Annotated in this window: 22 protein-coding genes; 9 read left to right on the top strand and 13 right to left on the bottom strand. The window is 72.5% G+C overall.

Features of this window, described 5'->3' with window-relative positions; translation table 11 throughout:
• The coding region (locus NYZ98_RS14450) for an endo-1,4-beta-xylanase (RefSeq protein ID WP_262843268.1) at positions 1 to 289 on the bottom strand (289 nt) is incomplete at its 3' end.
• A gap of 498 nt (positions 290 to 787) precedes the next feature.
• Here NYZ98_RS14450 and NYZ98_RS14455 point away from each other — a divergent pair.
• Positions 788 to 1,120, top strand: coding sequence for a YciI family protein (locus tag NYZ98_RS14455; RefSeq protein WP_262843269.1), 333 nt, complete (start codon positions 788 to 790; stop codon positions 1,118 to 1,120).
• 170 nt (positions 1,121 to 1,290) lie between these two features.
• Positions 1,291 to 2,274: an NAD(P)H-dependent flavin oxidoreductase gene (locus NYZ98_RS14460; protein ID WP_262843270.1), complete on the top strand. Its 984-nt coding sequence runs from the start codon at positions 1,291 to 1,293 to the stop codon at positions 2,272 to 2,274.
• Between the two features lie 13 nt (positions 2,275 to 2,287).
• On the opposite strand, the gene NYZ98_RS14465 is transcribed toward NYZ98_RS14460, so the two are convergent.
• Together NYZ98_RS14465 and NYZ98_RS14470 are read right to left on the bottom strand one after the other, a co-directional pair.
• Positions 2,288 to 3,781 (bottom strand): arabinofuranosidase catalytic domain-containing protein, encoded by a 1,494-nt coding sequence (locus NYZ98_RS14465; RefSeq protein ID WP_262843271.1) that lies wholly within the window; start codon positions 3,779 to 3,781, stop codon positions 2,288 to 2,290.
• Between the two features lie 181 nt (positions 3,782 to 3,962).
• On the bottom strand, positions 3,963 to 4,274 hold the full coding sequence (locus tag NYZ98_RS14470) for a hypothetical protein (RefSeq protein ID WP_262843272.1): 312 nt from the start codon (positions 4,272 to 4,274) through the stop codon (positions 3,963 to 3,965).
• 111 nt (positions 4,275 to 4,385) lie between these two features.
• Here NYZ98_RS14470 and NYZ98_RS14475 point away from each other — a divergent pair, with 111 nt between their 5' ends.
• Together NYZ98_RS14475 and NYZ98_RS14480 are read left to right on the top strand one after the other, a co-directional pair.
• Complete coding sequence (locus tag NYZ98_RS14475) at positions 4,386 to 5,759, top strand: ricin-type beta-trefoil lectin domain protein (protein ID WP_262843273.1); 1,374 nt, start codon at positions 4,386 to 4,388, stop codon at positions 5,757 to 5,759.
• A 53-nt stretch (positions 5,760 to 5,812) separates the two neighbouring features.
• On the top strand, positions 5,813 to 7,246 hold the full coding sequence (locus NYZ98_RS14480) for an RICIN domain-containing protein (RefSeq protein WP_262843274.1): 1,434 nt from the start codon (positions 5,813 to 5,815) through the stop codon (positions 7,244 to 7,246).
• A 34-nt stretch (positions 7,247 to 7,280) separates the two neighbouring features.
• On the opposite strand, the gene NYZ98_RS14485 is transcribed toward NYZ98_RS14480, so the two are convergent.
• Positions 7,281 to 9,971: an ATP-binding protein gene (locus NYZ98_RS14485; protein ID WP_262843275.1), complete on the bottom strand. Its 2,691-nt coding sequence runs from the start codon at positions 9,969 to 9,971 to the stop codon at positions 7,281 to 7,283.
• A gap of 124 nt (positions 9,972 to 10,095) precedes the next feature.
• Here NYZ98_RS14485 and NYZ98_RS14490 point away from each other — a divergent pair, with 124 nt between their 5' ends.
• Positions 10,096 to 10,515: a hypothetical protein gene (locus tag NYZ98_RS14490; RefSeq protein WP_262843276.1), complete on the top strand. Its 420-nt coding sequence runs from the start codon at positions 10,096 to 10,098 to the stop codon at positions 10,513 to 10,515.
• Positions 10,516 to 10,639: 124 nt separating this feature from the next.
• Here NYZ98_RS14490 and NYZ98_RS14495 read toward each other — a convergent pair whose 3' ends face one another.
• From NYZ98_RS14495 to NYZ98_RS14525, 7 genes are all read right to left on the bottom strand, one after another.
• Positions 10,640 to 11,287, bottom strand: coding sequence for a hypothetical protein (locus tag NYZ98_RS14495; RefSeq protein WP_262843277.1), 648 nt, complete (start codon positions 11,285 to 11,287; stop codon positions 10,640 to 10,642).
• Positions 11,288 to 11,415: 128 nt separating this feature from the next.
• On the bottom strand, positions 11,416 to 12,438 hold the full coding sequence (locus tag NYZ98_RS14500) for a 2-oxoglutarate and iron-dependent oxygenase domain-containing protein (RefSeq protein WP_262843278.1): 1,023 nt from the start codon (positions 12,436 to 12,438) through the stop codon (positions 11,416 to 11,418).
• The gene (locus NYZ98_RS14505; protein WP_262843279.1) at positions 12,435 to 13,316 is read right to left on the bottom strand and encodes an alpha/beta fold hydrolase; all 882 of its coding nucleotides are present in this window, start codon (positions 13,314 to 13,316) and stop codon (positions 12,435 to 12,437) included. Before NYZ98_RS14505 ends, NYZ98_RS14500 begins: the two co-directional genes overlap by 4 nt.
• Positions 13,317 to 13,353: 37 nt before the next feature.
• The gene (locus NYZ98_RS14510) at positions 13,354 to 15,525 is read right to left on the bottom strand and encodes a dipeptide ABC transporter ATP-binding protein (RefSeq protein ID WP_262843280.1); all 2,172 of its coding nucleotides are present in this window, start codon (positions 15,523 to 15,525) and stop codon (positions 13,354 to 13,356) included.
• Complete coding sequence (locus NYZ98_RS14515) at positions 15,522 to 16,364, bottom strand: ABC transporter permease (RefSeq protein ID WP_262843281.1); 843 nt, start codon at positions 16,362 to 16,364, stop codon at positions 15,522 to 15,524. Before NYZ98_RS14515 ends, NYZ98_RS14510 begins: the two co-directional genes overlap by 4 nt.
• Positions 16,361 to 17,317: an ABC transporter permease gene (locus tag NYZ98_RS14520; RefSeq protein WP_262843282.1), complete on the bottom strand. Its 957-nt coding sequence runs from the start codon at positions 17,315 to 17,317 to the stop codon at positions 16,361 to 16,363. Before NYZ98_RS14520 ends, NYZ98_RS14515 begins: the two co-directional genes overlap by 4 nt.
• Positions 17,318 to 17,323: 6 nt before the next feature.
• Positions 17,324 to 18,958: an ABC transporter substrate-binding protein gene (locus NYZ98_RS14525; protein ID WP_262843283.1), complete on the bottom strand. Its 1,635-nt coding sequence runs from the start codon at positions 18,956 to 18,958 to the stop codon at positions 17,324 to 17,326.
• Between the two features lie 521 nt (positions 18,959 to 19,479).
• Between NYZ98_RS14525 and NYZ98_RS14530 the strand changes: the two genes are divergently transcribed.
• The 3 genes from NYZ98_RS14530 to NYZ98_RS14540 are packed head-to-tail and all read left to right on the top strand — an operon-like array spanning position 19,480 to position 21,745.
• Positions 19,480 to 20,091, top strand: coding sequence for a class I SAM-dependent methyltransferase (locus tag NYZ98_RS14530; protein WP_262843284.1), 612 nt, complete (start codon positions 19,480 to 19,482; stop codon positions 20,089 to 20,091).
• The gene (locus tag NYZ98_RS14535; RefSeq protein WP_262843285.1) at positions 20,070 to 21,236 is read left to right on the top strand and encodes a molybdopterin-dependent oxidoreductase; all 1,167 of its coding nucleotides are present in this window, start codon (positions 20,070 to 20,072) and stop codon (positions 21,234 to 21,236) included. The genes NYZ98_RS14530 and NYZ98_RS14535 overlap by 22 nt, the downstream gene beginning before the upstream one ends.
• Positions 21,233 to 21,745: a hypothetical protein gene (locus NYZ98_RS14540; protein WP_262843286.1), complete on the top strand. Its 513-nt coding sequence runs from the start codon at positions 21,233 to 21,235 to the stop codon at positions 21,743 to 21,745. The genes NYZ98_RS14535 and NYZ98_RS14540 overlap by 4 nt, the downstream gene beginning before the upstream one ends.
• Here NYZ98_RS14540 and NYZ98_RS14545 read toward each other — a convergent pair.
• Together NYZ98_RS14545 and NYZ98_RS14550 are read right to left on the bottom strand one after the other, a co-directional pair.
• On the bottom strand, positions 21,684 to 22,451 hold the full coding sequence (locus tag NYZ98_RS14545; protein WP_262843287.1) for a TIGR04282 family arsenosugar biosynthesis glycosyltransferase: 768 nt from the start codon (positions 22,449 to 22,451) through the stop codon (positions 21,684 to 21,686). The genes NYZ98_RS14540 and NYZ98_RS14545 overlap by 62 nt on opposite strands.
• Positions 22,448 to 23,104, bottom strand: coding sequence for a glycosyltransferase family 2 protein (locus tag NYZ98_RS14550; protein ID WP_262843288.1), 657 nt, complete (start codon positions 23,102 to 23,104; stop codon positions 22,448 to 22,450). Before NYZ98_RS14550 ends, NYZ98_RS14545 begins: the two co-directional genes overlap by 4 nt.
• Before the next feature lie 91 nt (positions 23,105 to 23,195).
• Between NYZ98_RS14550 and NYZ98_RS14555 the strand changes: the two genes are divergently transcribed.
• A complete protein-coding gene (locus NYZ98_RS14555; RefSeq protein ID WP_262843289.1) occupies positions 23,196 to 24,581 on the top strand; it encodes a hypothetical protein in 1,386 nt (461 codons plus the stop codon).
• Positions 24,582 to 24,588 lie beyond the last annotated feature (7 nt).

Genomic DNA, 24,588 nt, shown 5'->3' on the forward strand with positions numbered 1-24,588 from the left:
GGCCCCGGTTGGGTTCGGTGGCGTCGATCTTCATCTCGTTCTCGGGCGTCACCATGTTGAACTCACGGTTCGCGATCGTGGTGTACGCCGAATCACCGAGCTTGCCGGCGGAGATCGCGGTGCCGAAGTATCGGCCGCTTTGTGCGGCCGCGGCGCCGAGCGTGCTTTCGGCGGCGGTCGCGGAGTCCGGCGCCGTCAGGACGGTGATCGTGGCCAGGACACCGACGGCGCCGGCGAGCAGGGCCGTGAAGCGCCGCATTCCGGGCGGGCGTTTGACATTCGCGCTCATGAGGGAGCCTCCAACATCTGATCGTGGGACAGCGGAGGAAACGCGAGGGAACGTCCAGCGGGTACGCGGACGTCACGGCAGGCCACCACCTCCGGATGAGGCGGCGGTCGGTCGTTCACCGGCGAAGCGGGTGCGTCGGGCCGTCTGGGGATTCAGTGTGAGAAAGTCGGCGAAATGTGTCAAGCATATGGCCGATATGTTTCGTTGGAGGGGATGTCAATGGCGCTGCTGACGTGCGTGTATCAGATCCGAATATCAAAAACTATCGGAGTGTCCGCTGTTGAGGCCGCGCTTCGCGCCGTTCGGAGGGTCTGGATCGAAAGGTTTCGGAAACATTCGCGGCTCGCGCGGGATGAATGTTTCATCGGCCGGGCCGCCTTGAGGCGCGTCGGCGCGGCCTGAGGCGGCGTACGGATTTCAGGCGCGACGATGAGTTCGGGCACGGTCGGGAGTCGGTATCGGTGAGAACTCCGTACGAACGAGAGGAAGGGTCCTGTCGTGGCGAAATTCGTGACCATCGGATATGGAGACCAGGACGGCTACGACCGCACCGACGCGGCGGTACGTAACCAGGCACACGCGCATGACGCCCGTCTGGTCGAGGGCGGGGCGGTCGCCGGCATCGCCGGTTCGCCTGTGCGGGTGCGCAACCACGACGCGGCCGGCGTGAGTGTGGAGAACGGTCCCTTCATGTCCTCGGCACTCCCGGTGGCCGGGTTCGGGATCATCGAAGCCGCGACCATCGAGGAGGCCGTCGAACTCGTGTCGAAGACCCCATGCGCGGTCGCGCAGGGGGTGGTCGAGGTCTGGCCGTTGCGGGAGTCGTCGTAGACGGTGGCGCGTTCGTGTCGCCGGGCGGGCCAGGGAGCCGGCGGGTTCCCGTCGGAGGCGGCGTTCAGGTGGACCACGGAACGCACCCGCCGACGGGCTCCGCGCCTGTCCGGCGGTCGTGAGGGGACGCGCTCACCCCGACGGCCCGGACATCGGCGATGATGGCGATCATGGCATTCTCGACGGCGTTCACGAAGTTGTTCGGTGTGCGGTACCCGATCGCCCTGGCGCCGATGGGCGGGTCGGCCGGGGGCGCCCTGGCGGCGGCGGTGTCCCTCGGGGGAGGGCTCGGGCTGGTGGGCGGTGGCAACGGGGACCGGGAGTGGCTGGCCCGCGAGCTGCCGCTCGTCGCGGAGGGCATCGATGGTCCGGAAGGCACCGGCGGGAGGCCGTGGGGGATCGGGTTCCTGACCTGGGCGATCGATGCCGGGGCGGTCGAGCGTGCGCTGGAGTACGCCCCTCGAGCGGTGATGTTGTCCTTCGGCGACCCGAGCCCGTTCGCCGGACGCGTCCGCGAGGCCGGGGCCGCGTTGATCATCCAGGTCACCGACCTGGAGGAGGCCAGGCGGGCGGTGGACCTGGGCGCCGACGTCATCGTGGCGCAGGGGACCGAGAGCGGTGGGCACGGCGCCCGGCGCGGACGGTCCACGTTGCCGTTCGTGCCGGTGGTAGTGGACCTGGCGGCACCGGTGCCGGTGCTGGCGGCCGGCGGGATCGCCGACGGCCGCGGCCTGGCCGCCGCCCTAGCCCTGGGGGCCGCAGGGGCGCTCATCGGCACCCGCTTCCAGGCCACGACCGAGGCACTGGTCGCCCCCTCGGTCGCCAGGGCGATCGTCGAGGGACGCGGGGAAGGCACAGAGCGCAGCAACGTGCTCGACATCGCCCGAGGCTCGCCGTGGCCGGCGAAGTACACCGCCCGCACCCTCGGCCACCCCTTCCTTGATCGATGGCGCGGCCGGGAGGCGGAACTCGCGGACGACGCCCAGGCCAAGCAGGCCTACCAGGACGGGGTGGCACGAGGCGAGCTGCCCGCACTGCCGGTGTGGGCCGGGGAGGCCGTCGATCTCATCAACGACCTCCCCTCCGCGGCCGATCTCGTCGGGACCCTCGCCGCGCAGGCCGAGGACGCGCTGGCCCGGGCGGGAAAGGGCTGACCCGGGCCCGTCCCTACGGTGCGATCGACCAGAGCTGGCAGGTGTTGTTCAGCCACATCCACAGTCGCGCCGGGGTGCCGTTGGCCGTCCCGCAGTTCTCGTCGTCGAGCACCATGCCGCTGTTCTCGACCACGAGCTCGTACCGGCCGTTGCCGGCGGGGATGACCGCCCACTGCTGGCAGGTGTTGCCGAGCGGCTGCCACAGGTTGACGGCCGTGCCCAGCGCCAGCCCGCAGTTGACCGCGTCGAGCACCTTGCCCGCGTTGACGTTGGTGATCGTCCACTTATTGGCACCGACGCTGGTGAAGCGCCACTGCTGGCAGGTGTTGCCGAGCGCCTGCCACTGGTCGATCTGCGTGCCGTTCGCCGTGCCGCAGTTGACGGCGTCCAGGACCTTGCCGCTCGTGAGGTTCGTGAGCCGGTAGGTCGCACCGTTCACCGGGAAGGTGACGCTCTTGCCGTAGCCGACGGAGACGACGTTCGCCTGCACGGCGTTCTCGGTGGCGTCGCTCGGATAGCCGCTGGTCATGACGCCTTCGAAGAACGAGCCGACCGAGCCGTTGCTGTTGTCGCCGCCGATGCCGAGGATGATCGCGCCCTGCTTGGTCATCGGCCGGTAGCCCGCCTGGGTCGGCAGCGCCCCGTTGTACCGCGTCGCCAGGCCGCCGGACTGCGCGTTCCCGTCCTTGATGGCGTACGTGGAGGTGCCGTTGTTCTTCAGCGTCGCCGTCACGAACGCGGAGTTCCGGCCGGTGTTCGCGGTCCAGGAGCCGTTGCCGCCGGCGAACAGCCCGTTCTCGAGGTCCGCCGCGACGCGCGGCCCGCCCGCGCACGGGGAGAACCAGCACAGCGTGCCGAAGTAGATCGCGTCCATGTCACCGTTGCCGGTGTCCATGTTGTTGGTCTCGGCGTTGCCGTAGTCGAAGCAGCACCGGTCGTTGACGTGCGTGCCCTCGGTCACCATGTACATGCCCTCGGGCTGGCTGCCGGTGGCGATGCCGTTCGTCGAGTTGTCGCGGTAGCCGTTGCCCGCGGAGATGTAGACGCCGTAGACCTTGTGGCCACCCGCCGTCACGGGCAGCGCCGCCGCGTTCGAGCCCTGGTCGGCGGTGGGATTGGCGCCGCCGCCAGGAGCGATGGTGAGGTCGTTGTGGTGCGACGTCTGGTCGTAGATGCGGACGATCGTGCAGTACGTGCCCGAGCAGAAGGAGTCCTGGGTCGCGGCGTTCGCGTACCCTCCGGCGCTGAGCACGCCGATGGTGGTCGTGGCACCGTCGGACCAGCGCCGCACCTGGTAGAGCGACCCGTTGTAGGAGCCGAAGAGGGCACGGGTGGTGCTGTGGGCGGCGACGCACGGCGTGCCGCCGTTCGCGTAGATGTCGCAGGACAACGTGCCGGCCGCCTGCGCCGTGCCCTGGGCGGCGACCAGCGCCGTGGCGACGAGCGCCGCGAAGGAGGCGACGGTGAGGGCCGTCCGCCGCCAACGGCGCAGAGACCAGAAACCCATGGTGTGCCTTTCGTATGCGGGCGAGGCAGCGCGGTGCCCGGCGGTGACCATCGGGAGAGGTGATTTGTTAGCGCTATCACTTGTTTCTGGGGCTAATTTTTGTTAGCGCTAACACAAATGTCGTACTCGTGTTTCTGCCCGCTGTGTTTCGACCAAAGTGTTATCAACGACGCTGCGGCTGTCAATACCCGGATAAGATCGACTTGTTCTCCTGCCGGACATGGCGACAGGGGGACCCGCCCGCCGGGTGAAGCGTCCAAGCCGGCCGCCCAGCGGTGAAAAGTTCATCGCCCGCCACCGTTCCGGCACCGGGCGCCGCACGGGCCGCCGCACATGAGATGCCATTACTCATCCTGGTGCGCGGCATTGACGATATCTCCGCCACCCGTTCGCGGAAGGTGTTGACGATCCCATTCATAACGCCTACGTTGACGTCGCGAAACATTGAGCCGTTTCGAGTCCGCTCACGCGCGGCGTAGTCGCTCAGGTCCATCAGCGCACCTGACCGGCAGCCCGGCATTTCCGCGATCCCGCCCAACGGCGCCCCGGCCGCCGGCGCGCCGTCAAAAGGCGTGCGCGGTCATCGGAATTGGGAAGGACCATCATGAGGAAACCGCCGGCCCTGCTGTTGATCGCGATCTCGCTCCTCCTAATGTTCGTCGCCGGGCCCGCCTACGCCGCGGTGGCGATCACACCGGGCACGGTGTGGACCGACACATCGGGCGGCGTCATCCAGGCGCACGGCGAGGGGATCACCAAGGTCGGCGGGACGTACTACTGGCTGGGCGAGGACAAGACCGGCGGCGCCCTCTTCCAGAACATCAAGTGCTATTCCTCGACCGACCTGAAGAACTGGACGTTCGTGAGGAACGTCCTGACCAGGCAGGCCAGCGGTGACCTGGGCCCCAATCGGATCGTCGAGCGGCCACACGTCATCTTCAACAGCTCCACGTCCACCTACGTCATGTACATGCACATCGACAACACGAACTACTCCGATCGCCGGGCCGGTGTGGCGACCAGCGCCGGCGTGTGCGGCGACTACACCTACCGGGGCGGCTTCAAGCCGCTCGGTCACGACAGCCTGGACGACAACCTGTTCCTGGACGGCGGCACCGGCTACTTCATGAGCGAGGACAGGACCAGCCAGAAGCTGCAGATCTACCGGCTGTCCGCGGACTTCCTGAGCGTGGCGGCCCTGGTCAAGACGCTGGACCAGTACGAGTCACCGGCGATGATCAAGATAGGCGGCACGTACTACCTGTTCGGCTCGCACCTCACCGGCTGGTCGACGAACGACAACCAGTACACGACGGCCACGTCGATCACCGGCACCTGGAGCGCGTGGCGCGGCTTCGCGCCCTCGGGGACCAACACCTGCAACTCGCAGACCACCTCCATCCTCCCCGTCTCCGGCACCAGCACCACCGGCTACGTCTTCATGGGCGACCGGTGGAACTCCGGCAACCTGGCGGATTCGCGCTACGTCTGGGAGCCGCTGACCATCAGCGGCACGACCGTGTCGATGACCTGCCAGAGCGACTGGACCATCGACACGGCCACCGGCACCATCGGCGGCGGTAGCGGCGGCGGGACGGCCGTGGTCCGGGGCGCGGGCTCGAACCGGTGCCTGGACGTGCCGAACAGCACGACGGCGAACGGCACCCAGGTGGAGATCTGGGACTGCAACGGCGGCGCCAACCAGCAGTGGACCCTCACCTCCGCCGGCCAGCTGCAGGTCTACGGCGGCAAGTGCCTCGACGCGGCCGGCTCCGGCACCGCTCCCGGCACCAAGGTGCAGATCTGGGACTGCACCGGCGGCGCGAACCAGCGGTGGACCCTCAACGCCAACGGCACCATCACCGGCGTCGGGTCGGGACTCTGCCTGGACGTCATCAGCGGCGGCACCGCCAACGGCACCCTGATCGACATCTGGACCTGCAACGGCGGATCCAACCAGCGCTGGACACGCGGCTAGGCACGGCCGGGTCCGCGGTGATCCCCGTCCCATCGACGTGAAGGGCAATGAGGATGAAACGACTCCGGCGGGCGGCCGCCGCCCTCCTGGTCGCGGTCGCCGCGGTCGCGTGGAACGTGGCCGGCCCCACCCCGGCGCTCGCCGCGACCAGCGACTTCCGTGGCGTCAACTGGGCCGACGAACGTGACAACTTCGTCGACGGCACGCTGGTCCTGGGCGGGCTGAGCACGTCGGACGGTTATGCGACGACGCAGGCGAAGGCGGACCGCATCCTGTCCGGTTTCCAGGGCAACCTCGGCGCCAACACCGTCCGGTTCCCGGTCAACTACCCCACCGTGTCCGGGTCGTACTGGAACTCCTACACCGGCGCCATCGACATGGCGGTCGGCAAGGGCATGAAGGTCGTCCTGAGCTACTGGGAGAGCGCCGCCTCCCGCAACGGGTCGGTGGACGACCTCTCCCAGTTCTGGTCGATGTGGCAGACCATCGTCGGCAGGTACGGCGGCACCGGCCTGGTGTACTTCGAGCCGATGAACGAGCCGTACGCTTACAGCGACGCGGACTGGAAGAACCTCGCCGCCGAGTGGCTGAGCAGGTACCCGGGCGTGCCACGGGGCAGGATCATCGTCAGCGGCGCCGGCTACAACCAGCGGCTCATCACGATCGGAAGCGACGGCCGTTTCGACGGCACCCTGATCTCCCGGCACATCTACCAGTTCTTCGACACCGGCCGGACCACCGAGGCCTCCTGGCGCGAGGCGCTGCGCACCAGCGTGGGCGGCTACGCCGGTCGTGTCGTGATCACCGAGTGGGGCGCGCCCATGACCGACGGGCGTGACTACGGCGCCCCCGCCGGAAGTGACGGCTTCGTCGCGTTCATCCGCGGCGTGGCAGCCGAGGCGCGCGCGCTCCAGATCGGCACCGTCTACTGGCCCGGCGTCCGGCCCAACGACCACTACCGCATGCAGACCATCAACGGCAGCGGGACCGACCTCACCCTCTCCACCACGAGCGCGTCCGGCCGCGACCAGCTGCGGTACTCGTGGGGGTTCGACGGCGGCAACCCGACGCCGTACCACCGGATCACCGCCCGGCACAGCGGGAAGGTCATGGATGTGGTCGGCGCGTCCACGGCGGACAGCGCCGAGGTCAAGCAGTATCCGTGGAACGGCGGCGGCAACCAGAAGTGGCAGTTCGCCGACAACGGCGGCGGCTACTACCGGCTGATCAACCAGAACAGCGGCAAGTGCCTGGACGTGGCCGGCGCCTCCACCGCCGACGGCGCGAACATCGTGCAGTACACCTGCGGCTCCGGCACCAACCAGCAGTGGCAGTGGGTCGCCACCGGCGGCTACTTCCAGCTCAGGGCCCGCCACAGCGGCAAGTGCCTGGACGTCGTGGCGGCGAGCACCGCCGACGGGGCCGACATCCACCAGTACACCTGCGGCACCGGCACCAACCAGCAATGGTCGCGCACCCAGTCCTGAACCCAGGAAAGGGCCGCCCGCCGCCGGCGTGGCCTCAGGTTCCGAGTCCGGAATGGTTCCTGAGCTGCCGGCGGGAGCTGATGCCGAGCTTGCGGAAGATGTTGCGCAGGTGGGCGTCGACGGTGCGCGGGCTCAGGAACAGCCGGGCGGCGACCTCGTTGGAGGTGGCACCGGTGGCGACCAGCCGGGCGATGGACGTCTCCTGCTTCGTGAGCCGGTCGTAGGAGTCGCCGGACCGGCTGCGGGCCGTCTCGCCGGTGGCGCGCAGCTCGTCGGCGGCGCGCCGGGCGAACGCCTCGATCCCGGCCCCCGACAGCAGTTCGTGGGCGGCCCGCAGGTGCGGGCGGCAGTCCCGCCGGCGGCCCTCGCGCCGTAGCCATTCCCCGTACAGGAGGTGGGCCCGGGCCCGGTACAGGACCAGCGGGGTCTCGCCGAGGCGCGCGACGGCCTCCTGGTAGTGGTCCTCGACCCCGGTGACCAGCCCCCGCGCGTACGCCGCGACGCCCAGGCCGGTGGCGGTGGCGGTGGCCTCCGCGCGTTCGGTCAGCGATGCCAGGGCGGTGGCGGCGGCGCCGGGCTCGCCACAGCGGACGGCCGCCTCCACCAGCTCGGGCAGGGCGGCGCCGGCGAGGAACAGGTCGCCGTGCGCGACGGCCTGCCGGGCCGCGGCCAGCGCGGCGGGGTGATCGGTCAGGCCGTTGCGCAGCACGGCCGCCGCCCAGTGCACGTTCGCGATCAGGTGTCCCGCGCCGCTTTCCGCCGCGGTCGCCGTGGCCGTCCTGAACAGCTCGGCCGCCTCCGTGGGGCGGCCCCGCACCGCGGCCAGGTGCAGCCGGGGATACAGCACGGCGGGCCCGCCGATCGCGTCGGCGATCGCCTCCTCCTCGGCGACCGCCACGAGCGCCTTCTCCAGGTCGCCGGTCAGCGCGGCGATGGACGCCGTCTGGGCGAGGCCGAGGCGCAGCACGAGGGGCGAGCCCGACGCGCGACCGGTCTTCATCAGCCACTCGGCGATCGCCGCGTGGGTGTGCGGGTCCCACAGTTCGCTCGCGAGCACGCTGGCCAGGGCCGGGCGCCGCGTCCACATCGGGTCGTCGCCGTCGTGGAGCAGTTCCCTGAGCAGGGGGATCGCGGCCCGGTGCCCGTCCGTGGCCAGCAGGACCAGGGCGTCCAGCAGGTCGGGGGAGCGTGACGCCGGCGCGGTGGACCGGGCCTCGGCCAGGACCGTGTCCATCACGCCGCTGGCCCGGCCGACGACCAGGCTCATCTCGAGCGCGTCCAGGAAGATCTCGCGCGACCGGTCCGGGTCCAGGACCGCGAGCCGCCGCGCGGCGCGCAGCATGAACATCGGGCCGTCGCCGTCGTTGTGCCGGACGAACGCGATCCGGCCCCTGAGCAGGTCGACCCGGGCGTGCCGGGGTTCGTCCAGCGCCATGTGCTCGACGGTCGTGAGCAGCCGCGCCGCGGTGTCGGTGGCACCCGCGTCGAGATGGGCCCGCACCGCCGTGAGGGTCCGTTCGATCCGCACCGAGACGTCCAGCGTCAACGCCGCCGCCCGTTCGGCGAAGGCCGCCGCGGCCGACACCCCTCCGCGCGTCTGGGCCCGTGACGCGCAGCGCTCCAGCTCGTCGGCGACGTCGTCGTCGGGTCCCGCGCAGGCCTGGGCACGGTGCCAGGCCCGCCGGTCGGGGTCCACGACCGGATCGGTGACCTCGGCGAGCACCCGGTGGGCGGTGTGGCGCTCACCCGGCTCCGCCGCCCGGTAGACCGCCGACCGGGCAAGCGGGTGGCAGAAGCGGACGCGGGCGGCGAACTCGACCAGCCCGGTGGCGGCCGCGGCGGCGCCGGCCGTCGCCACGTCGATGTCCAGGCGCCGCGCGGCGGCCCACAGCAGGCCGGGGTCGCCGGTCGGGTCGGCGCTCGCGATGGTCATCAGCGACCGGGCTCCTGCGGGCAGGCCGGCCAGCCGGGCCTGGAAGCCGTGCTCGACGCGGGTCGGCACCGCCGGGGTGTCCGGCGGGACGAAGCCACCGGCCCGGGGCAGTTCGAGCAGCGCCAGCGGGTTCCCCCGGGCCTCGGCGATGATCCGGTCGCGCACCTGCTCGTCGAGCGTGAGGTGGCTCTCGGTCAGCAACGCCCGTGCGTCCACGTCGCGCAACCCGCCGAGGAGCAGGCCCGGCAGCGCGTCCAGTTCGCTCGCGGCGCCGGGCGACCGGACGGCGAACACCATGCCCACCGGTTCGGCGCCGATCCGCCGGGCGACGAAGGCCAGCGCCGTCAGCGAGGCGGCGTCCAGCCACTGCGCGTCGTCGACCAGGCACATCAGCGGGCCCTCGCGGGCGGCGGCCGACAGCAGGTCCAGTGTCGCCAGGCCGGCCCTGAACAGGTCCGGCGTACCGTCGGCCAGCCCGAACGCGACCTGGAGCGCCTCGCGGTGCCGGACCGGCAGTTCGGCGAGACGGCCCATCATCGGCAGGCACAGCTGATGCAGGACGGCGAACGGCAGCTCCGCCTCGAACTGCGCCCCCGACACCTCGACCGGCCGCAGGTCCGGCGCGGCCCGCCGGGCGTGGTCCAGCAGGGCGCTCTTGCCGATGCCCGCTTCGCCGCGCAGGACCAGCGCCTCGCCCCGGCCCGCGCGCGCGGCCTCGGTCACCTCACCGACGCGCCGTAGCTCGTCCCGCCGGCCGAGGAGCCGATCGGGGAGCCGCGCCGGCGTGGACATAGGCGAACGTTAGCCGATCACGCCGGAGTAGGTGATTCTCACCGACGCGAGCGATCGGGCCCTGGTGCGAACGTGAAGGCCAGCACAGCAGGGTACGAGCCGCCATCGACGCAGGAGATCACCGATGACCATCATGGACGCCCCACTCGCCGGCGGGACCGCTCGCCGGCTCGACCTGATCGGGCGGGGACTGCTCGCCATCGCCTCGGTCGCCACCGTCGGCGCGTTCGTCGAGGGCTGCACGGTCGTGGCCGCCGCCGGCGACGACCGGATCTGGGTGGACTTCTGGCGCACGACCGCCTACCTGGTCTTCGCGGGACTGTTCGCCATGCTCGCCCTGGCGCCGCGGACGCGCTGGGGGGTGTGGGAGCTGGTCTTCGTCCAGAAGGTCTCGCTCGTGGTCTTCGGCGCGCTGGTCGGCGACGTCAACGAGGCATCCCGGGCCACCCTGGTCGATCTCGGTTTGGTGGTCGTCCTCGCGGTGTCCTACCCGCTGTGCCGCGGCTGGTACACCTGGCGGTCGAGGGCGGTCGCGCCTGAGTGAGGTCACGCCGAAGGGCCGGCGAGCGGGCCCGGACCGTCAGGTGAGGGTCTGCCTGGAGAGTGGCACGCGTCGCAGGCGAAAGCCCGGCTCCGCATCGCGGAACCGGGCTTCGCGCGGCCTCGGCTCAGAGGGCGCCGCTCTCGATCGCCGCCTTCAGCCCCGCCTGCGTCGCCTTGTGCGACGAGACGCCGCTCTCCAGGGCGACGTCGATCAGGGAGGTGTCGGTGTCGAAGATGAGCTGCTCGGTGATCTGCGTCTTGTTGCCGCTCAGCTTCTTGAAGACGATCTTCTGGTGGGTGAAGACGCTGGGCAGCGACCAGGTGTCGGTCTCGTAGCGCAGGCCCTTGACGTCGATCCGCTGCTGGGCGTGCGTGTAGTTGGTCACGATCGCGCCCTCGAACGGGATGTCCTCGATCGCGGTGAAGTTGTTGTAGGTCTTGCCGCCCGCGACCCCGGTCTTGTGGGTGACGATCCGCTTCAGGAACGAGTGCAGACCGAGGTGATTCTTGAAGTTCGAGTAGACGGGAAAGACGTGCGTGATCGGGGCGTTGATCACGATGGAGATGGTGCCCTTGGCCCGGCTCCGCCCCGATCCGGGAGCGGGGGGCGGCGGTGTCACGGTGAACTTGTAGGTGTCCAGCGCCGTCTTCCACGCGGCGGCGAGCTGGGCGTCGGTCGGCGGGGTGTCGGCATGGGCGGCCACGGGCACGGCCACCAGAACGAGGGCCGCGGCGGACGCCTGCACGGCGAGAAGTCGGAGGAGATTCTTCACGTATACCTCAACGAGAGGGACAAAAGGGGACGAGTGATCTTCTATCGCATCTGACCATGATCCGTGACACTTTTGCCGCATAAGTGAAGAATTCCAGCCCGCCGGACCACCTGTGGCGCGGGCATCGTCTAGGCCTCCGCGAGTTCCGCGACGTAGGGGCGGCCTTCGCGCCAGGCCGCGATCTGGTCCGGCCTGCCGAAGACCTGGAGGTACTCCTCCACCTGTCCCTTAGCCTGGTCCCACAACAGGGTGGGCTCGTGATCGGTGCCCTCGTCGCCGACGAACGGGGCGAGGGGCTCGATCACCGTGTCGAGGCTGGGGTGCCAGAAGACGCCGGTGGAGCGCCGGGTCACGGTGCCTCCGGCGACGACGCGGTGCCGTCCCGGGCGGAGCCGCCCGTTGGTCCACTTCGCCAGGATGTGGCCGGAGAACACCTGCAGGGCGCCGGGCACGATGGGCACCGGGATCCAGCCGCCGTCGGGTGCCTGACCCTGCAGCCCCGCGTAGTCGCCGCGCTGGTGCAGGACGGTCAGCGCCGAGCCGTCGGCGTGCTCCAGCAGCAGCAGCTTGTCCTCGTCCCGCTCGCTGTCGTCATGGGTCCAGGTCGGGTAGTCGTTGACGACGAAGCTCGTGTAGTACGGCCGTCCCGAGATCGGGAACGTGGAGAGCGGGACGCCGAGCACGCGGGCGTACAGTTCGAGGACCCGCTCGGCCACCCCCACCGACGCGTCGTGGTAGAGGCCGGCCACCTCCTTCAGGCCCGGTTCCTGCGGCGGCCAGACGTTCGCGTGCGCGTACAGACCCGCGTACTCCTCCGGCAGCCCGGCCGCGCGGGCGTCGTCGGCCGAGTCGAACTGGCCGATGTTGAAACGCTCCAGCTCCAGCCGGCCGAAGTCGTCGGGCCACTGCCGCCAGCCCCGGTAGGGGTGACCCGTCGGGCTGGCCAGTCCGGCCTTCTCCCGCCTGGGCAGGGCGAGGATCCGGCCGATGCGGTCATGGAAGTCGTCGATCAGCTCCTCGGGAACGCCGTGGTTGACGACCTGGATGATCCCGACCTGCTCGGCCGCCTCACGGGCGGAGGCGAGGAGCTCCTCGGGGGCGTCGGCGGACAGGGCCAGTCCCAGGTCGATGACGGGGATGCGGGCGGTCATGCGGTACTCCTTCGGGGGTCGTCGAGCAGTTCGCGCAGTAGTCCGGCGAGTTCCTTCTCGCCCGCCGTCACGATCCGGGCGTCCGGAGCGCGCCGCCGCAGCTCCGCGACGGCCGCCTCGCTGAGGAGGCCGCCCGTCTCGGGCCTGACGAGCACGATCGGGACCCGGCGGCCGGCGAGGGCAGTGAGCTGGTCCCACAGGGTCGCGTCGTCGAGCCGCGCCGCCGCGTCGCCCGGCAGGTGGCCCAGGTGGTGACGCCAGGTCCAGGTCCCTTCCGGACCCCTGAGGGTCTCGTACCGGACGTCGGTGACCAGGTCCTCCTCCGGCGCCCCCGGCCGGGCCGCGCGCAGCGCCTCCAGCGCCTCCTCCTGCGAGGAGTAGGGCCCGGGTTCGGGGCCGGGGGCCGGCGGTGAGCCCGGCAGGGTGTCCAGCAGGACCAGGGCGCGCACCAGCTCGGGCGAGCGTACGGTGAGCGCGATCGCGGTCAGCGCGCCGAGTCCGGCACCGGCCACGACCTTGGAATTCGGGGCGAACGAGTGGACGGCCTCGCGCACCGCGGGGGCGAGCAGGCGCGGCGAGTAGACGCCGTTGCCCCGCCAGCCCGATCGGCCGTGGCCGGGCAGGTCCAGCGCGAGCGCGGGCCGGTCCAGGAGGATCAGCAGCCGGTCGAAGGACCGGGCGCTGCGGCGCGCGTCGTGCAGCAGGACCGTCTCGGCGGGACCGGCGCCCCAGGTGACACCGCTGACGTGGCCGCCGCTGACGGTGGTCACCCACCGGCGCTGGACGAGGTGGGGGTCGGGCGCGGAGGCCCTGAGGCTCTCGGCGAGTTCGGGAAGCGGTGCGAATTCATGATCGGGTACGGCGAGTTTCGATGACAAGGTGCCTCCAGGAGAGGGTCGGCCGGTGGTGGCGTCGCTATGCCGGGGAGTCCTCCTTCTGTTTCGCCGGGTCCGGGGCGGCGCCGGTCGCCGCCCCGGGGGTGCCCCGGGGGAGGTCGCCGGTGCCGAGATGGCAGCGGATCGTGTGGCCGCTCCCCTCGGTCCGCACCGGCGGGTCCTCGGTGTCGCACAGCCCGTCGATCCGCTGCGGGCAGCGGGCCGCGAACCGGCAGCCGGTCGCGCCGGAACGTCCCGGCGGGACCGTGCCGGGGTCCCCGCCGGGTTCGCCCAGGCGGGCGAGGGACGCGGCGACGAGCGAGGCGGTGTAGGGGTGGTGGGGGCCGTGGAGCACCTGACCGGCGGGCCCCTCCTCCACGATCTGTCCCCGGTACATGACCGCCACGCGGTCGGCCAGGTACCCCACGACCGCGAGGTCGTGCGAGATGAACAGATAGGACGTCCCGGACGTCCGCTGCCGGTCGGCCAGCAGCCGAAGGACGCCCGCCTGCACGCTCACGTCCAGGGCCGAGACCGGTTCGTCGCACACCACGAGGCCGGGGTCGCCGGCGAAGGCGCGGGCGATGGCGACCCGCTGCTTCTGGCCGCCGGAGAGGCGCCCGGGGCGGGAGTCCAGCAGGTGGGCCGCAAGGCCGGCGCGGGCGCCCAGCTCCTGCGGGCTCGACGAGCCGCGCAGGCTGCGCAGCGCCCTGGCCAGGATCGCGCGCACCGTGTGGCTCGGGTTCAGTGACGCGTCGGGGCTCTGGAAGACCATCTGGACGCGCCGCCTGGCCCGCGCGTCACGCCGTCCCACGCCGGCCGGCAGCACCTGCCCGTCCAGCCGGATCGTCCCGGGCCCCCGGGTGCCGAGCCCGGTGACGGCGCGCGCCAGCGTGGTCTTGCCGCTGCCGGACTCGCCGACCAGGCCAAGCACCTCGCCGTGCCCGATGGTCAGGTCGACGTCGTCCACGACGGTCGTCCTGCCGTATCTCCTGGTCAGGCCGCGCACCTCGAGCAACGGCCCGCCGGGGACGGCCTCGCCCGGCGGAGTGCCGGCCTCCGCCAGGGAAGGCGCCGCGACGTCCACCGGAGTGCCGGCCTCCGCCAGGGAAGGCGCCGCGACGTCCACCGGAGTGCCGGGCCCCGTCCGGGAGGGCGCCGCGACGTCCACCGGGACCGGCCGGTCCGGCAGCCGGTCGACGTGATGGCAGCGGACCTCGTGCTCCGCCCCGGCCGCTTCGGGCAGGGGCGCGCTTTCGGCGCAGAGGTCGTCGGCGAAGGCGCAGCGGGGAGCGAACGGGCATCCGGTGACCTGCTCGCCGGGGACGGGAGGATGCCCGGGGATGGCGGTGAGCGCGCGGGCGTGCCGGGATTCGCCGAGCCGGGGGACCGCGGCGAGCAGCGCCGCGGTGTAGGGGTGCCGAGGCCGGGTCAGCACGTCCCGCGCCGGGCCCTCCTCCGCCATGCGCCCCGCGTACAGCACGCCCACCCGGTCGCACAGGCGGCCGACCAGGCCCAGGTCGTGGCTGATCAGCACGACGGCGGCGCCGATCTCCGAGCGCAGCCCCCAGATGAGGTCAAGGATCTCGCGTTCGACCGTCGCGTCCAGGCCCGTGGTCGGCTCGTCGAGGACGAGCAGGCGGGGCCGGGCCGTGAGGGCGGCGGCGATGACGACACGCTGCTGCTGGCCGCCGGAGAGCTGGTGGGGGTAGCGACGCGCGATCGACACCGGGTCGGGCAGCCGCACGCGGGCCAGGAGCCTCGGCACCTCCGCGCGCGCGGCGGCACGGCTCAGCCCCCGCAGCCGGAAGATCTCCGCCAGTTGCGCGCCGACGCGCATCGTCGGATCCAGCGAGCCGCCGGCGTCCTGGTGGACGACGGCCAGGGACGCGGCCCGCCACGACCTGAGGTCGGCGGGCGCGAGGTCGAGCACCTCGACGCCGTCGACCCGGACCCGCCCGCCGGTGACGGCACCGTTCCGGGGCAGGTGGCGGCCGAGTGCCCGGCTCAGCGTCGTCTTGCCGCATCCGGACTCGCCCACGATGCCGTAGGTCTCGCCCGGCGCGACGTGGAACGACACCCCGTCCACCGCCGTGGCCGCGCCGCGTCCTGTCCGGTAGGCGACCGAGAGCCCTTCGACGCTCAGGCCCGCCGTACCTCCGTTCCCGGCGGCCGGCCCTTCGACGCCGCCCCCGTTCCCCGCGGTCGTCATGAGGCCTCCCAGCGACCGCGGAGCGAGTCGGCGGCCAGCGCGACGCCCACGACTAGCGAGGCGATGGCCAGCGCGGGCGCGAGCACGGTCCAGGGGGCGAGCTGCAGCCAGAGCCGGTTGTCCGAGACCGAGGCCCCCCAGTCGGGCGAGCCCGGCGGCTGGCCGAGGCCGAGGAACGACAGCGTGGCCGCCGCGAAGATGGCGTCGCCGAACCGTGAGGTCGCCTCGACGAGGACCGTCGTGACGACATTGGGGAAGATCTCCCGGACCATCAGCGACCAGGACGGCTCGCCGCGCAGCCGGGCCGCCTCGACGTAGGACCTCTCCCGCTCGACGAGCGTCGCCGCCCGGACGCTGCGGGCCACGATGGGCACGAAGGACCCCGCGATGACCAGCACCAGGACGGTCACCGAACGGCCCGCGAGCGCCACGAAGAGCACCGCCGCGATGATCGCCGGGAAGACCACGAGCGCGTCGAGCACCCGCATGACGATCTCGTCGGCGAGGCCGCCGCGACTTCCCGCGACCAGGCCCACCAGGGTCCCGGCGACCACGGCGAGCGCGGTCGCGGGCGGGGCGACCAGCAGCACGGGACGGGCCCCCGCGAGCATCCGCGAGAAGGTGTCCCGGCCGAACTGGTCGGTGCCCAGCCAGTGGCCCGCGCCGGGCGCCGCGAAACGGTGCAGGGGGTCCTGGAGTTCGGGGTCGTAGGGCGCCAGGTGCGGCCAGAACAGGGCCACGACCACCCAGGCGGCCACGATCGCGGTGCCGGCGGCGAGGGCGACGGGGACGCGCGGCCGCGTGGCACGACGCGGCGCGAGGACGGTGGCCGCGCTCACGAGGCGCCCGCCCCGAGACGGACCCGCGGATCCAGGAGCCGGTAGGCCAGGTCGGCGGCCAGGACGATCAGCATGTACAGCACGCCGAGCACCATCGCCGTGGCCTGCAGGGTGGGCAGGTCCTTCTCGACCGCCGACCGCAGCAGCAGGGCGCCGACGCCGGGGTAGTTGTACAGCAGCTCGACGGCGACCAGGCCGCCCAGCAGGAACTGCAGCTGCACCCCGAGCGCGCTGGTGGCGGGGATCGTGGAGTTGCGCAGCACGTGCCGGCGGACGACCTGGCCCCGGGTGAAGCCGCGCAGTTCGATGGCCTGGGCGTACGGGCTCTCCACGGCGTTCACCGTGCTCGCCCGGACGTGCCGGGCGACGTAGCCCGTGCACAGCAGGACCAGGGAGAGCGCGGGGAGCAGCAGGTGCCCGAGCCGGGTGAGCGGGGACGCGCCGTCCGGGGCCTGCGCGGAGGCGGGGAACCAGCGCAGCCGCACCGCGAACACGACCAGCAGGATCACCCCCGTCACGAACTCGGGGATGGCGCCCAGGGTCAGGCCGGCGACGCTGATGATCCGGTCGGCGGGCCGGTCGTGGTTGACGCCGGCCACCAGCCCGAGCGTCAGCGCGACCGGCACCAGCAGCGCGAACGCCAGCGCCCCGAGGATCAGAGAGTCCCCGAGCCGCGTGAGCACGAGGTCGCGGACCGGCACGCGCAGCAGGGTGGAGTCGCCCCACTGGCCGGTGACGAAGCCCCGCAGCCAGCCGAAGTAGCGGGTCATGATCGGGCGGTCCAGCCCGAGTTCGGCCCGCAGCCGGGCCACCGCGGCGTCGCCGGCCTCGCGGCCGAGGATCGTCCGGGCGACGTCGCCGGGGATGAGTTCCGTCGCCGTGAAGATGAGCACGGACACGGCGAGCAGGGTGAGCGGGATCGCCGCCAGGCGCCGGAGCAGGAATCGTCTCATGCCGGCCTACAGCTGGGAGACCGAGGTGAAGTCGACATAACTGGCCGGATGCGCCGCGATTCCGGTGAAGCGCCTGCCGTTGTAGGCCCGGACCGTGCCGCTCCAGACCGTGATGATCACGGGGGCGTCCTCGTTGAGCGCCTTGGCGATGATCTCGGCCTGCGCCTTGCGCTCGGCGTCGCCGGTGGCCGCGTCGTACGCCTTCGCCGCCGCGTCCAGGGCGGGGTTGGCGTACTTGGAGCCGTTCCACACGCCGCCGCTCTTGACCATGGGGATGATGAACTGGCTGGGCACCGCGCGACCGGCCCAGCCCACGAGGTTGGCGTCGGTGAACAGCCACGGCGTGTCCTTGGCCTGGTCGCCCCCGTAGAATTCCGCGGACGTGCGCTGGTCGAGAACGACCTCGATGCCGACCTGTTTGAGCTGGTTCTGGATGGTCAGGGCGTAGTCCTTGCTGGGCGGGTCGTAGGTCAGGGTGAACGACAGCTTCCGCCCGCCGAGCAGCGCCGCGACCTTCGCCGGGTCCTTCGCCCGCTGGGCGATGTCCTTCGGGGCGGCGGGGAACAGCGAGGCGAGCAGGTGGTCGTTGCCCAGGGCCCCGACGCCGTCGTAGACGGTGGCGTTCACCCCGGGCCGGTCCAGGGCGTACGCGATCGCCTGCCGCACCTGTCCGTCGTCGAAGGGCGGCTTGTCGACGCGCAGGGTGAAGGCGGTGAGCCCGGTGCCGGCCACCTGGTCGACGGTGATGTCGGCGAGGCCTTTGAGCGGGCCCGTCAGGGAGGCCCGGCTGAGGATCTGGACGTCGATCTCGCCGCTCTGCAGCGCCAGCAGATCCGCCTGGTCGTCGGCGTAGAACTTGATCTCCACGCCGTCGAGGTAGGGCCTGCCCGGTTCCCAGTACTTCGGATTGCGCGTGAACGTGGCCCCCGCGGACGGGTCGTAGGACTCCAGCAGGAACGGGCCGGTGCCGATCGGCTTCTCGGTGAAGCCGCCCTTGTAGTCCTTCTTGAGGATCAGCGTGTTGTAGTTGCCGGCCGAGACCAGGTACGGGAAGTCGGAGAAGGCGCGTTCCAGCGTGAACACGACCGTCGTGGCGTCCCGCACGCTGACGCCCCCCTTGGCGAGGACGGTGTCGAACGCCGAGAGCGCGGCGGACTTGCCGTCCGGGTCGAGGAGCCGGTCGAAGGAGGCCTTGACCGTCTCGGCGTCCAAGGGAGTGCCGTCGGAGAAGGTCACGCCCTGCCGTAGCGTGAAGGCCCACTTCTTGCCGCCTTCCTCGGCGGCCCACTTCTCGGCCAGGCGCGGCACCAGCTTGAAATCCCTGTCGAGCCAGATCAGGTAGTCCGCCACGAGCTGGACGATGGCGATCGCGGAACCGTCGTACATCGTGAGCGGGTCCACGGCGGTCGGCGGCGGGGGAGAACCGGCGCGCAGGGTCCCGCCGCGCTTGGGCGCCGTGGGAGTGGCGGCCACGGGGGCCTGTACGGTCCCGCTCGTGCCGCCTTCCCCCGCGCAGGCGGCCAGCAGGCCGGCCAGCGCGGCACCGCCCGCTCCGCCGAGGAACAGGCGCCGGGACAGCTCGCCGCCGAGACGACCCGAGGGGGAGAGGGCGAAGGTGGTCCGCTCGGAGGGTGCCGGCATCGGGGGATCTCCTCGTGTTCACGGGTGAGGAATCGTGCAACCCGGCCACATCGGAGCGACCGTATTCATACTATTCAGGTAGGGATAATAGGTTGTCAACACGCGCGAGGGCCTGATCCCGGCGGCGCGGTCCGAGCGGGCCGGGGATGGGCGGCCCGTGTTCGGGGTGCGATCTGGAAAAGAATGCCCATCACCCGGACCCAGGTGAATCGGTGGAGAATGGACCGGAAAGAATATCGCCCCGCGCGGCAAGGACATTGATTTCCCCGCCGGCCCGAAATCCCGATCGCGCCCACGATGACATGTCCTCGCAGGTCAGAAACCCGTTGAATGCGTCAGAGCGGCACGTCACAAAGTCGTAAGGGTCGATGAATGCCGTTCCGCTGTAGCGTCGGGACCGTGATCGATCATCTCTCCCCGAATCGCCCGCCGGAATCACCCGCGGCGACCGGCCGGCCCCGCGGCGGCCATTGTTCTCACGGCCGTCCGGCCACCGGCGACGGCGAGCGCGGGGACGCCGCGTGATCGGCGCCTTCTACGAGGACGCCTTGATGGGAGGGGACGTGGACGTCGAGTACTCCGACGGACGGGTCAGGCCCCTGGCCGCCGAGCGGTGGCTGCGGCCCATCGAGGGGGACGGGGAACTGCTGGCCAGGTGCGGCGGGCCGACGCTCGACGTCGGCTCGGGCCCCGGCCGGCTGACGGCGGCCCTGGCTCGGATGGGCGTGCCGGTCCTCGGCATCGACATCACCCCGCTGGCGGTGACGCTGACGCGGCGCTCCGGCGCTCCGGCGCTGCGCAGAAGCGTCTTCGAGCGGCTGCCCGGCACCGGCCGCTGGGCCGTGGCGCTGCTGGCCGACGGGAACATCGGGATCGGCGGCGACCCGGGGACCCTGCTGCGCCGGCTGCGCGAGCTGGTGCGGCCCGGCGGCGCGGTGATCGCGGAGCTGGCGCCGCCCGGGTCGCCGAGCGGAGTGGAACGGGTGCGGCTGCGCCGCGACGGGCAGGCGGCCGACTGGTTCCCCTGGGCGACGGTCTCCGCCGACGACGTCGGACCGCTCGCCCGGAGCTGCGGCTTCCCGTCATCGGGCCTGTGGAGTGAGGCGGGACGATGGTTCGCCACCCTGACGTGAAGGGCCTGAGCGCCCGGGCCGAAGGGTTCGTGCGAGGCGTGTCCGCGCGTTTCGGCAGCGGGCTGCACTCCGAGGGGGTGGCCGCGCGGCTCGGCGTGTGGCTCGGCGTCAGCTTCACGGTCGCCTTCGCCACCGGACTGGTCAGCCACTTCATGCAGCATCCCCCCGGCTGGCTGCTGTGGCCGTCCCGGCCGGTCAACCTGTACCGGGTCACCCAGGGCCTGCACGTCATCGGCGGGCTGGCGGCGATCCCGCTGCTGCTGGCCAAGCTGTGGACCGTCTACCCGAAGTTGTTCCAGTGGCCGCCCTTCCGGTCGGCCGCGCACGCGGTGGAACGCGCGCTCGTGCTCGTGCTCGTCGGCGGCTCGCTGTTCCAGCTCGTCACCGGGCTGCTGAACATCTCCTACGCCTACCTGTGGCCGTTCTCCTTCACCACCGCGCACTACTGGACGGCCTACCTCGTCTACGGCGCCCTGGTCATCCACGTGGCCAACGAGTGGGCGAAGGTGCGCGCCGCGCTGTGGACGCGGGAGCGGGTGGAGCCGGACGCCGCGGCCAGGCGCCGGTTCCTCGGCACGGTGGCCGCCGCGTCCGGGCTCACCGTCCTGGTCACGGTGGGGGAGACGTACGCGCCCCTGGCCCCGCTGGCCGTGCTCGCTCCGCGTGACCCGCGCACCGGCCCGCAGGGGATCCCGGTGAACAAGTCGGCGCTCGCGGCGGGCGTGACCGGGATCATCCTCGACCCGGGCTACCGGCTCACGGTGACCGGCGCGGTCCGCGCCGAGCTGTCGCTGGCCTACGCCGACCTGGTACGGCTGCCGCAGCACACCGTGCGGCTGCCGATCTCCTGCGTGGAGGGCTGGAGCGCGGACGCCGAGTGGACCGGGATACGCCTGCGCGACCTGCTCGCCCTGGTGGGCGCGGCCCCGGACGCCACGGTCGAGGTCGAGTCGCTGGAACGCGGCGGCGCCTACCGGACCAGCGAGGTGCGCCCGCCGCACTGGAGCGACCCGCTCACCCTGCTGGCCCTGCGGCTCAACGGCTCGCCGCTCGCCCCCGACCACGGCTTCCCGCTGCGCCTCATCGCGCCCGACCGGCCCGGGGTGCTGCAGACCAAATGGGTCACCAAGGTGGTGGTGTCATGAACGAGCCCGCCGAGCCCGCCGAGCCCGCCGAGCCCGCGGTCGTGCGCGAGACGGCCGTGCCCTCCCGCCGGGGGTGGTGGCGTCTTGCGGCGTACGGCGCCGGCGGTGTCCTGGTCGCCGTCGGCCTCACCGGCCTGCTGGTGGACGCCCGCCGCACCGACCCGCTCGGCTGGGCCTTGTGGTTCGGCGGCCTGGTCGCGGCGCACGACGGCGTCGTGCTGCCGTTGGCGCTCGCGGCCGGCGCGCTGGCGGGGGCGGTGCGCGAGCCCTACCGGTTCTGGGTCCGCGCGGCGCTGGGCGTGGCGGCCGTGCTCTCCCTGGTGGCGCTGCCCATGGTGCTGGGCATCGGCCGGCGGGCCGACGACCCGTCGCTGCTGCCGCGGGACTACGGTCGCGGCCTGCTCCTGGTCCTCGCGGTGATCGCGGTCGCCGCCGCGACGGCCGTGCTCACGGTCCGGCTGAGACGGCGGCGTCGCGGACCGTCATCGCCTGCGGCTTCTGAGGAGTGAGCACGGCCCTCGGGTCCGGCGGACCCGCCGGCCGGGACTCCGCGCCGGCGTCACCCTCCCCGGCGTGACCGGCGGCCATGCTCCCGCGTACGGCGGCCAGCGTCGCCGCGAACCGGGTGGCGGGCGCCCGCGCGGCGACGTGGCAGGCGTCGGCGAAGGTGTCGACGTCGCGCAGTTCGGGGAGGAAGGCCGTGGTCAGCCCGGCCTGACGCAGCCGCCCGAGCTGGGCCGCCCCGGTGCCCGGTTGCGACATGGGCACGCCGAGCAGCAGCGCGGGGTCGGGGCGGCGCAGGCCGAGCAGCCAGAAGCCGCCGTCCTCGGCGGGGCCGTACACCGCGTCATGCCAGGTCAGCGCGTCGGAGGCGGCGTGGAGCAGGGACGGGGTGAGCTGGGGGGTGTCCATCCCGACGAGCACGGTCGGCACGGGGTGCAGCCGGTGGGCGTCGGTGAAGGCGGCCGCGAGCCGCTCGTCCAGGCCGCGTCCCCGTTGCGGGATCACCGTGAAACCGGGAGGCAGCCAGGGCCCCGGCAGCCCTTGGAGGGCGAGGACCCGATACGGCGCGCGCGTCGCCGCGACCGTGCGCAGGGTGTCCTCCAGGGCGGCGGCCGCGAGCCGGGCGGCCTGTTCCCCGGTGCAGGGCGGGCAGAGCCGGGTCTTCACCCGGCCGGGTAGCGGTTCCTTGGCGATGACCAGGATCTGCGTCACGCGGTCTCCCTGATGACCCGGCGCATGTCGCCGATGGCGCGGACGGTGCCGCGTACCGTCCCGGTGACCTTGGAGCGGCCCGCGCGCGGCAGGTAGTCCACCTCCGCCTCGCCGATCCGCAGACCGGCCGCCGCGGCGCGCAGCACCATCTCCAGCGGGTAGCCGAACCTGCGGTCGCGCAGCGCTAGGGCGATGAGCCCGGTACGGCGCGCGGCGCGCATCGGGCCGAGATCGTGCAGCGCGGCCCCGGTGCGGCGGCGCAGCCGGTGGGCCAGCAGGGCGTTGGCGGCGCGCGCGTGCGGCGGCCAGGCGCCCGCCGACCGGGCGATCCGCCGGCCGAGCATCAGGTCGGCGTCGCCGGCCTCCACCGGCCCGGTCACCCTGGACAGCTGCCGGGGGTCGAGGGAGGCGTCGGCGTCCATGAAGGCGACGATGTCGGAGGTCGCGGCCAGCAGCCCGGCGTGGCAGGCGGCGCCGAACCCGCGCCGGGGCTCCACGATCACCCGGGCCCCGAGGCCGGTGGCGATCTTCACCGAGTCGTCCGACGACCCGTTGTCCACCACGATGGGCCGGCAGCCGGCCGGCATGCGCTCCAGGACCCAGGGAAGCGCGGCCTCCTCGTCGAGGCAGGGCAGCACCACGTCGATCTCCATGGGTCCGACGCTAGGGCAGCGCGGGCCTGAAGATTCTTACGGTGCGGTGACGCCCTCTTCGAAAAGCCCAGCTCAGAACTACTGTTACGGTGTGGCGCAAAGATCGGGCCTGGGAACGGCCGCCCCTGCCGCCCAGTCGCGGGAGACGGGCGGAAGGGCCGGCCGCGGGGCGCTCGCCGGATGGGCGGCGCTGGTCGCCGGCTGTTTCGCGGTGGGCGCGGTCCTGCACGGGCTGGGCGTGCTGCGGATCGACCACCTGCCGCCGCTGCACGCGCACTTCCGGGTGCTCACGGTCACGCTGCTGCCCGCGGCCGCCTTCGCGGTGGTCGCCGTACGGAACCTGCCGCGGTGGGTGGGCCGGGGCGGTTTCCGGCGGGCCCTGTTCATCGCTTACGGGTTCGCGCTGGCATGGACGTTCCTGCTGGCGATCTCGGCCGACGGGCCGGCCGCGCCGCTCACGCACCCCCAGGAGTACCTGGCGGTGCTGCCCTCGGTGGGCCAGGATCCGCTCGGCTGGCTGGCGGGCTTCACTGAGCGGCTGCCGGGGTACCCGACGCACGTGCGGGGGCATCCGCCGCTGCCGGTGCTGGTGGTCTGGGCGTCGGCCGCGGTGGGTCTGGGCGGGCCGTTGTGGGCCGCGATCGAGGTGATCCTCGTCGGATGCTCGGCGACGGTGGCGATCGGGCTGACCGTGCGCCGCCTGGCGGGGGAGGCGGCGGCCCGGCGGGCGTTGCCGTACCTCGCCCTCACCCCGGTCTCGGTCTGGATCGCCACCACGATGGACGCCTTCTTCGCCGGTGTCGGCGCGTGGGGCGTCGCGCTCCTGCTGCTCGGCCGGGGCACCACGGCGAGGACGTGGTGCGCGGCGGGGGCGGGGGTGCTGCTCGGCGCCCTGCCGTACCTGAGCTACGGGCTGGTGCCCTACCTGGTGATCCCGGTGACCGCCGCCCTGCTGGTACGGCTGCCGCGCCAGGCGGTGCTCGCCGCCCTGGCCGGCGCGGCGGCGGTGACCTGCGCGTTCGCGATAGCCGGTTTCTCCTGGCTCGCCGGGGTGGCGGCCACCCACGCGCAGTGGGCCGGCGACCCGGGCGCGGCCCGCCCCTACCTGTACTTCCTGGTGGCGAACGTGGGCGTCCTCGCCCTGGTCACCGGGCCGGCCACCACCGCGGGCCTCGTCCGCGCGGGGCGCCATCTCCTCCGCTGCCCGGCCGGCGGGCGCGTCCCCCTGCCTGGGATCGTGTCCGCCGTGCCGGACCTGGCACGCCGCCACGGCGCCGCGGCCGTCGTGGCCGCGGCCCTGGTGGCGGTGCTGGCGCTGGACGTCAGCGGGGTGACGCGGGGCGAGGTGGAGCGCATCTGGGTGCCGTTCGCCGTGTGGATCGGCCTGGCGGCGGCGTACGCGCCCGGGCGCCGCACGCTCGCCGCCCAGGTGGTCACCGGCCTGCTGCTGCAGGGGCTGGTCCTCTCCCCCTGGTGACGGGCTC

Source organism: Sphaerisporangium corydalis (assembly GCF_025506355.1).
Taxonomy (GTDB): Bacteria; Actinomycetota; Actinomycetes; order Streptosporangiales; family Streptosporangiaceae; genus Sphaerisporangium; species Sphaerisporangium corydalis.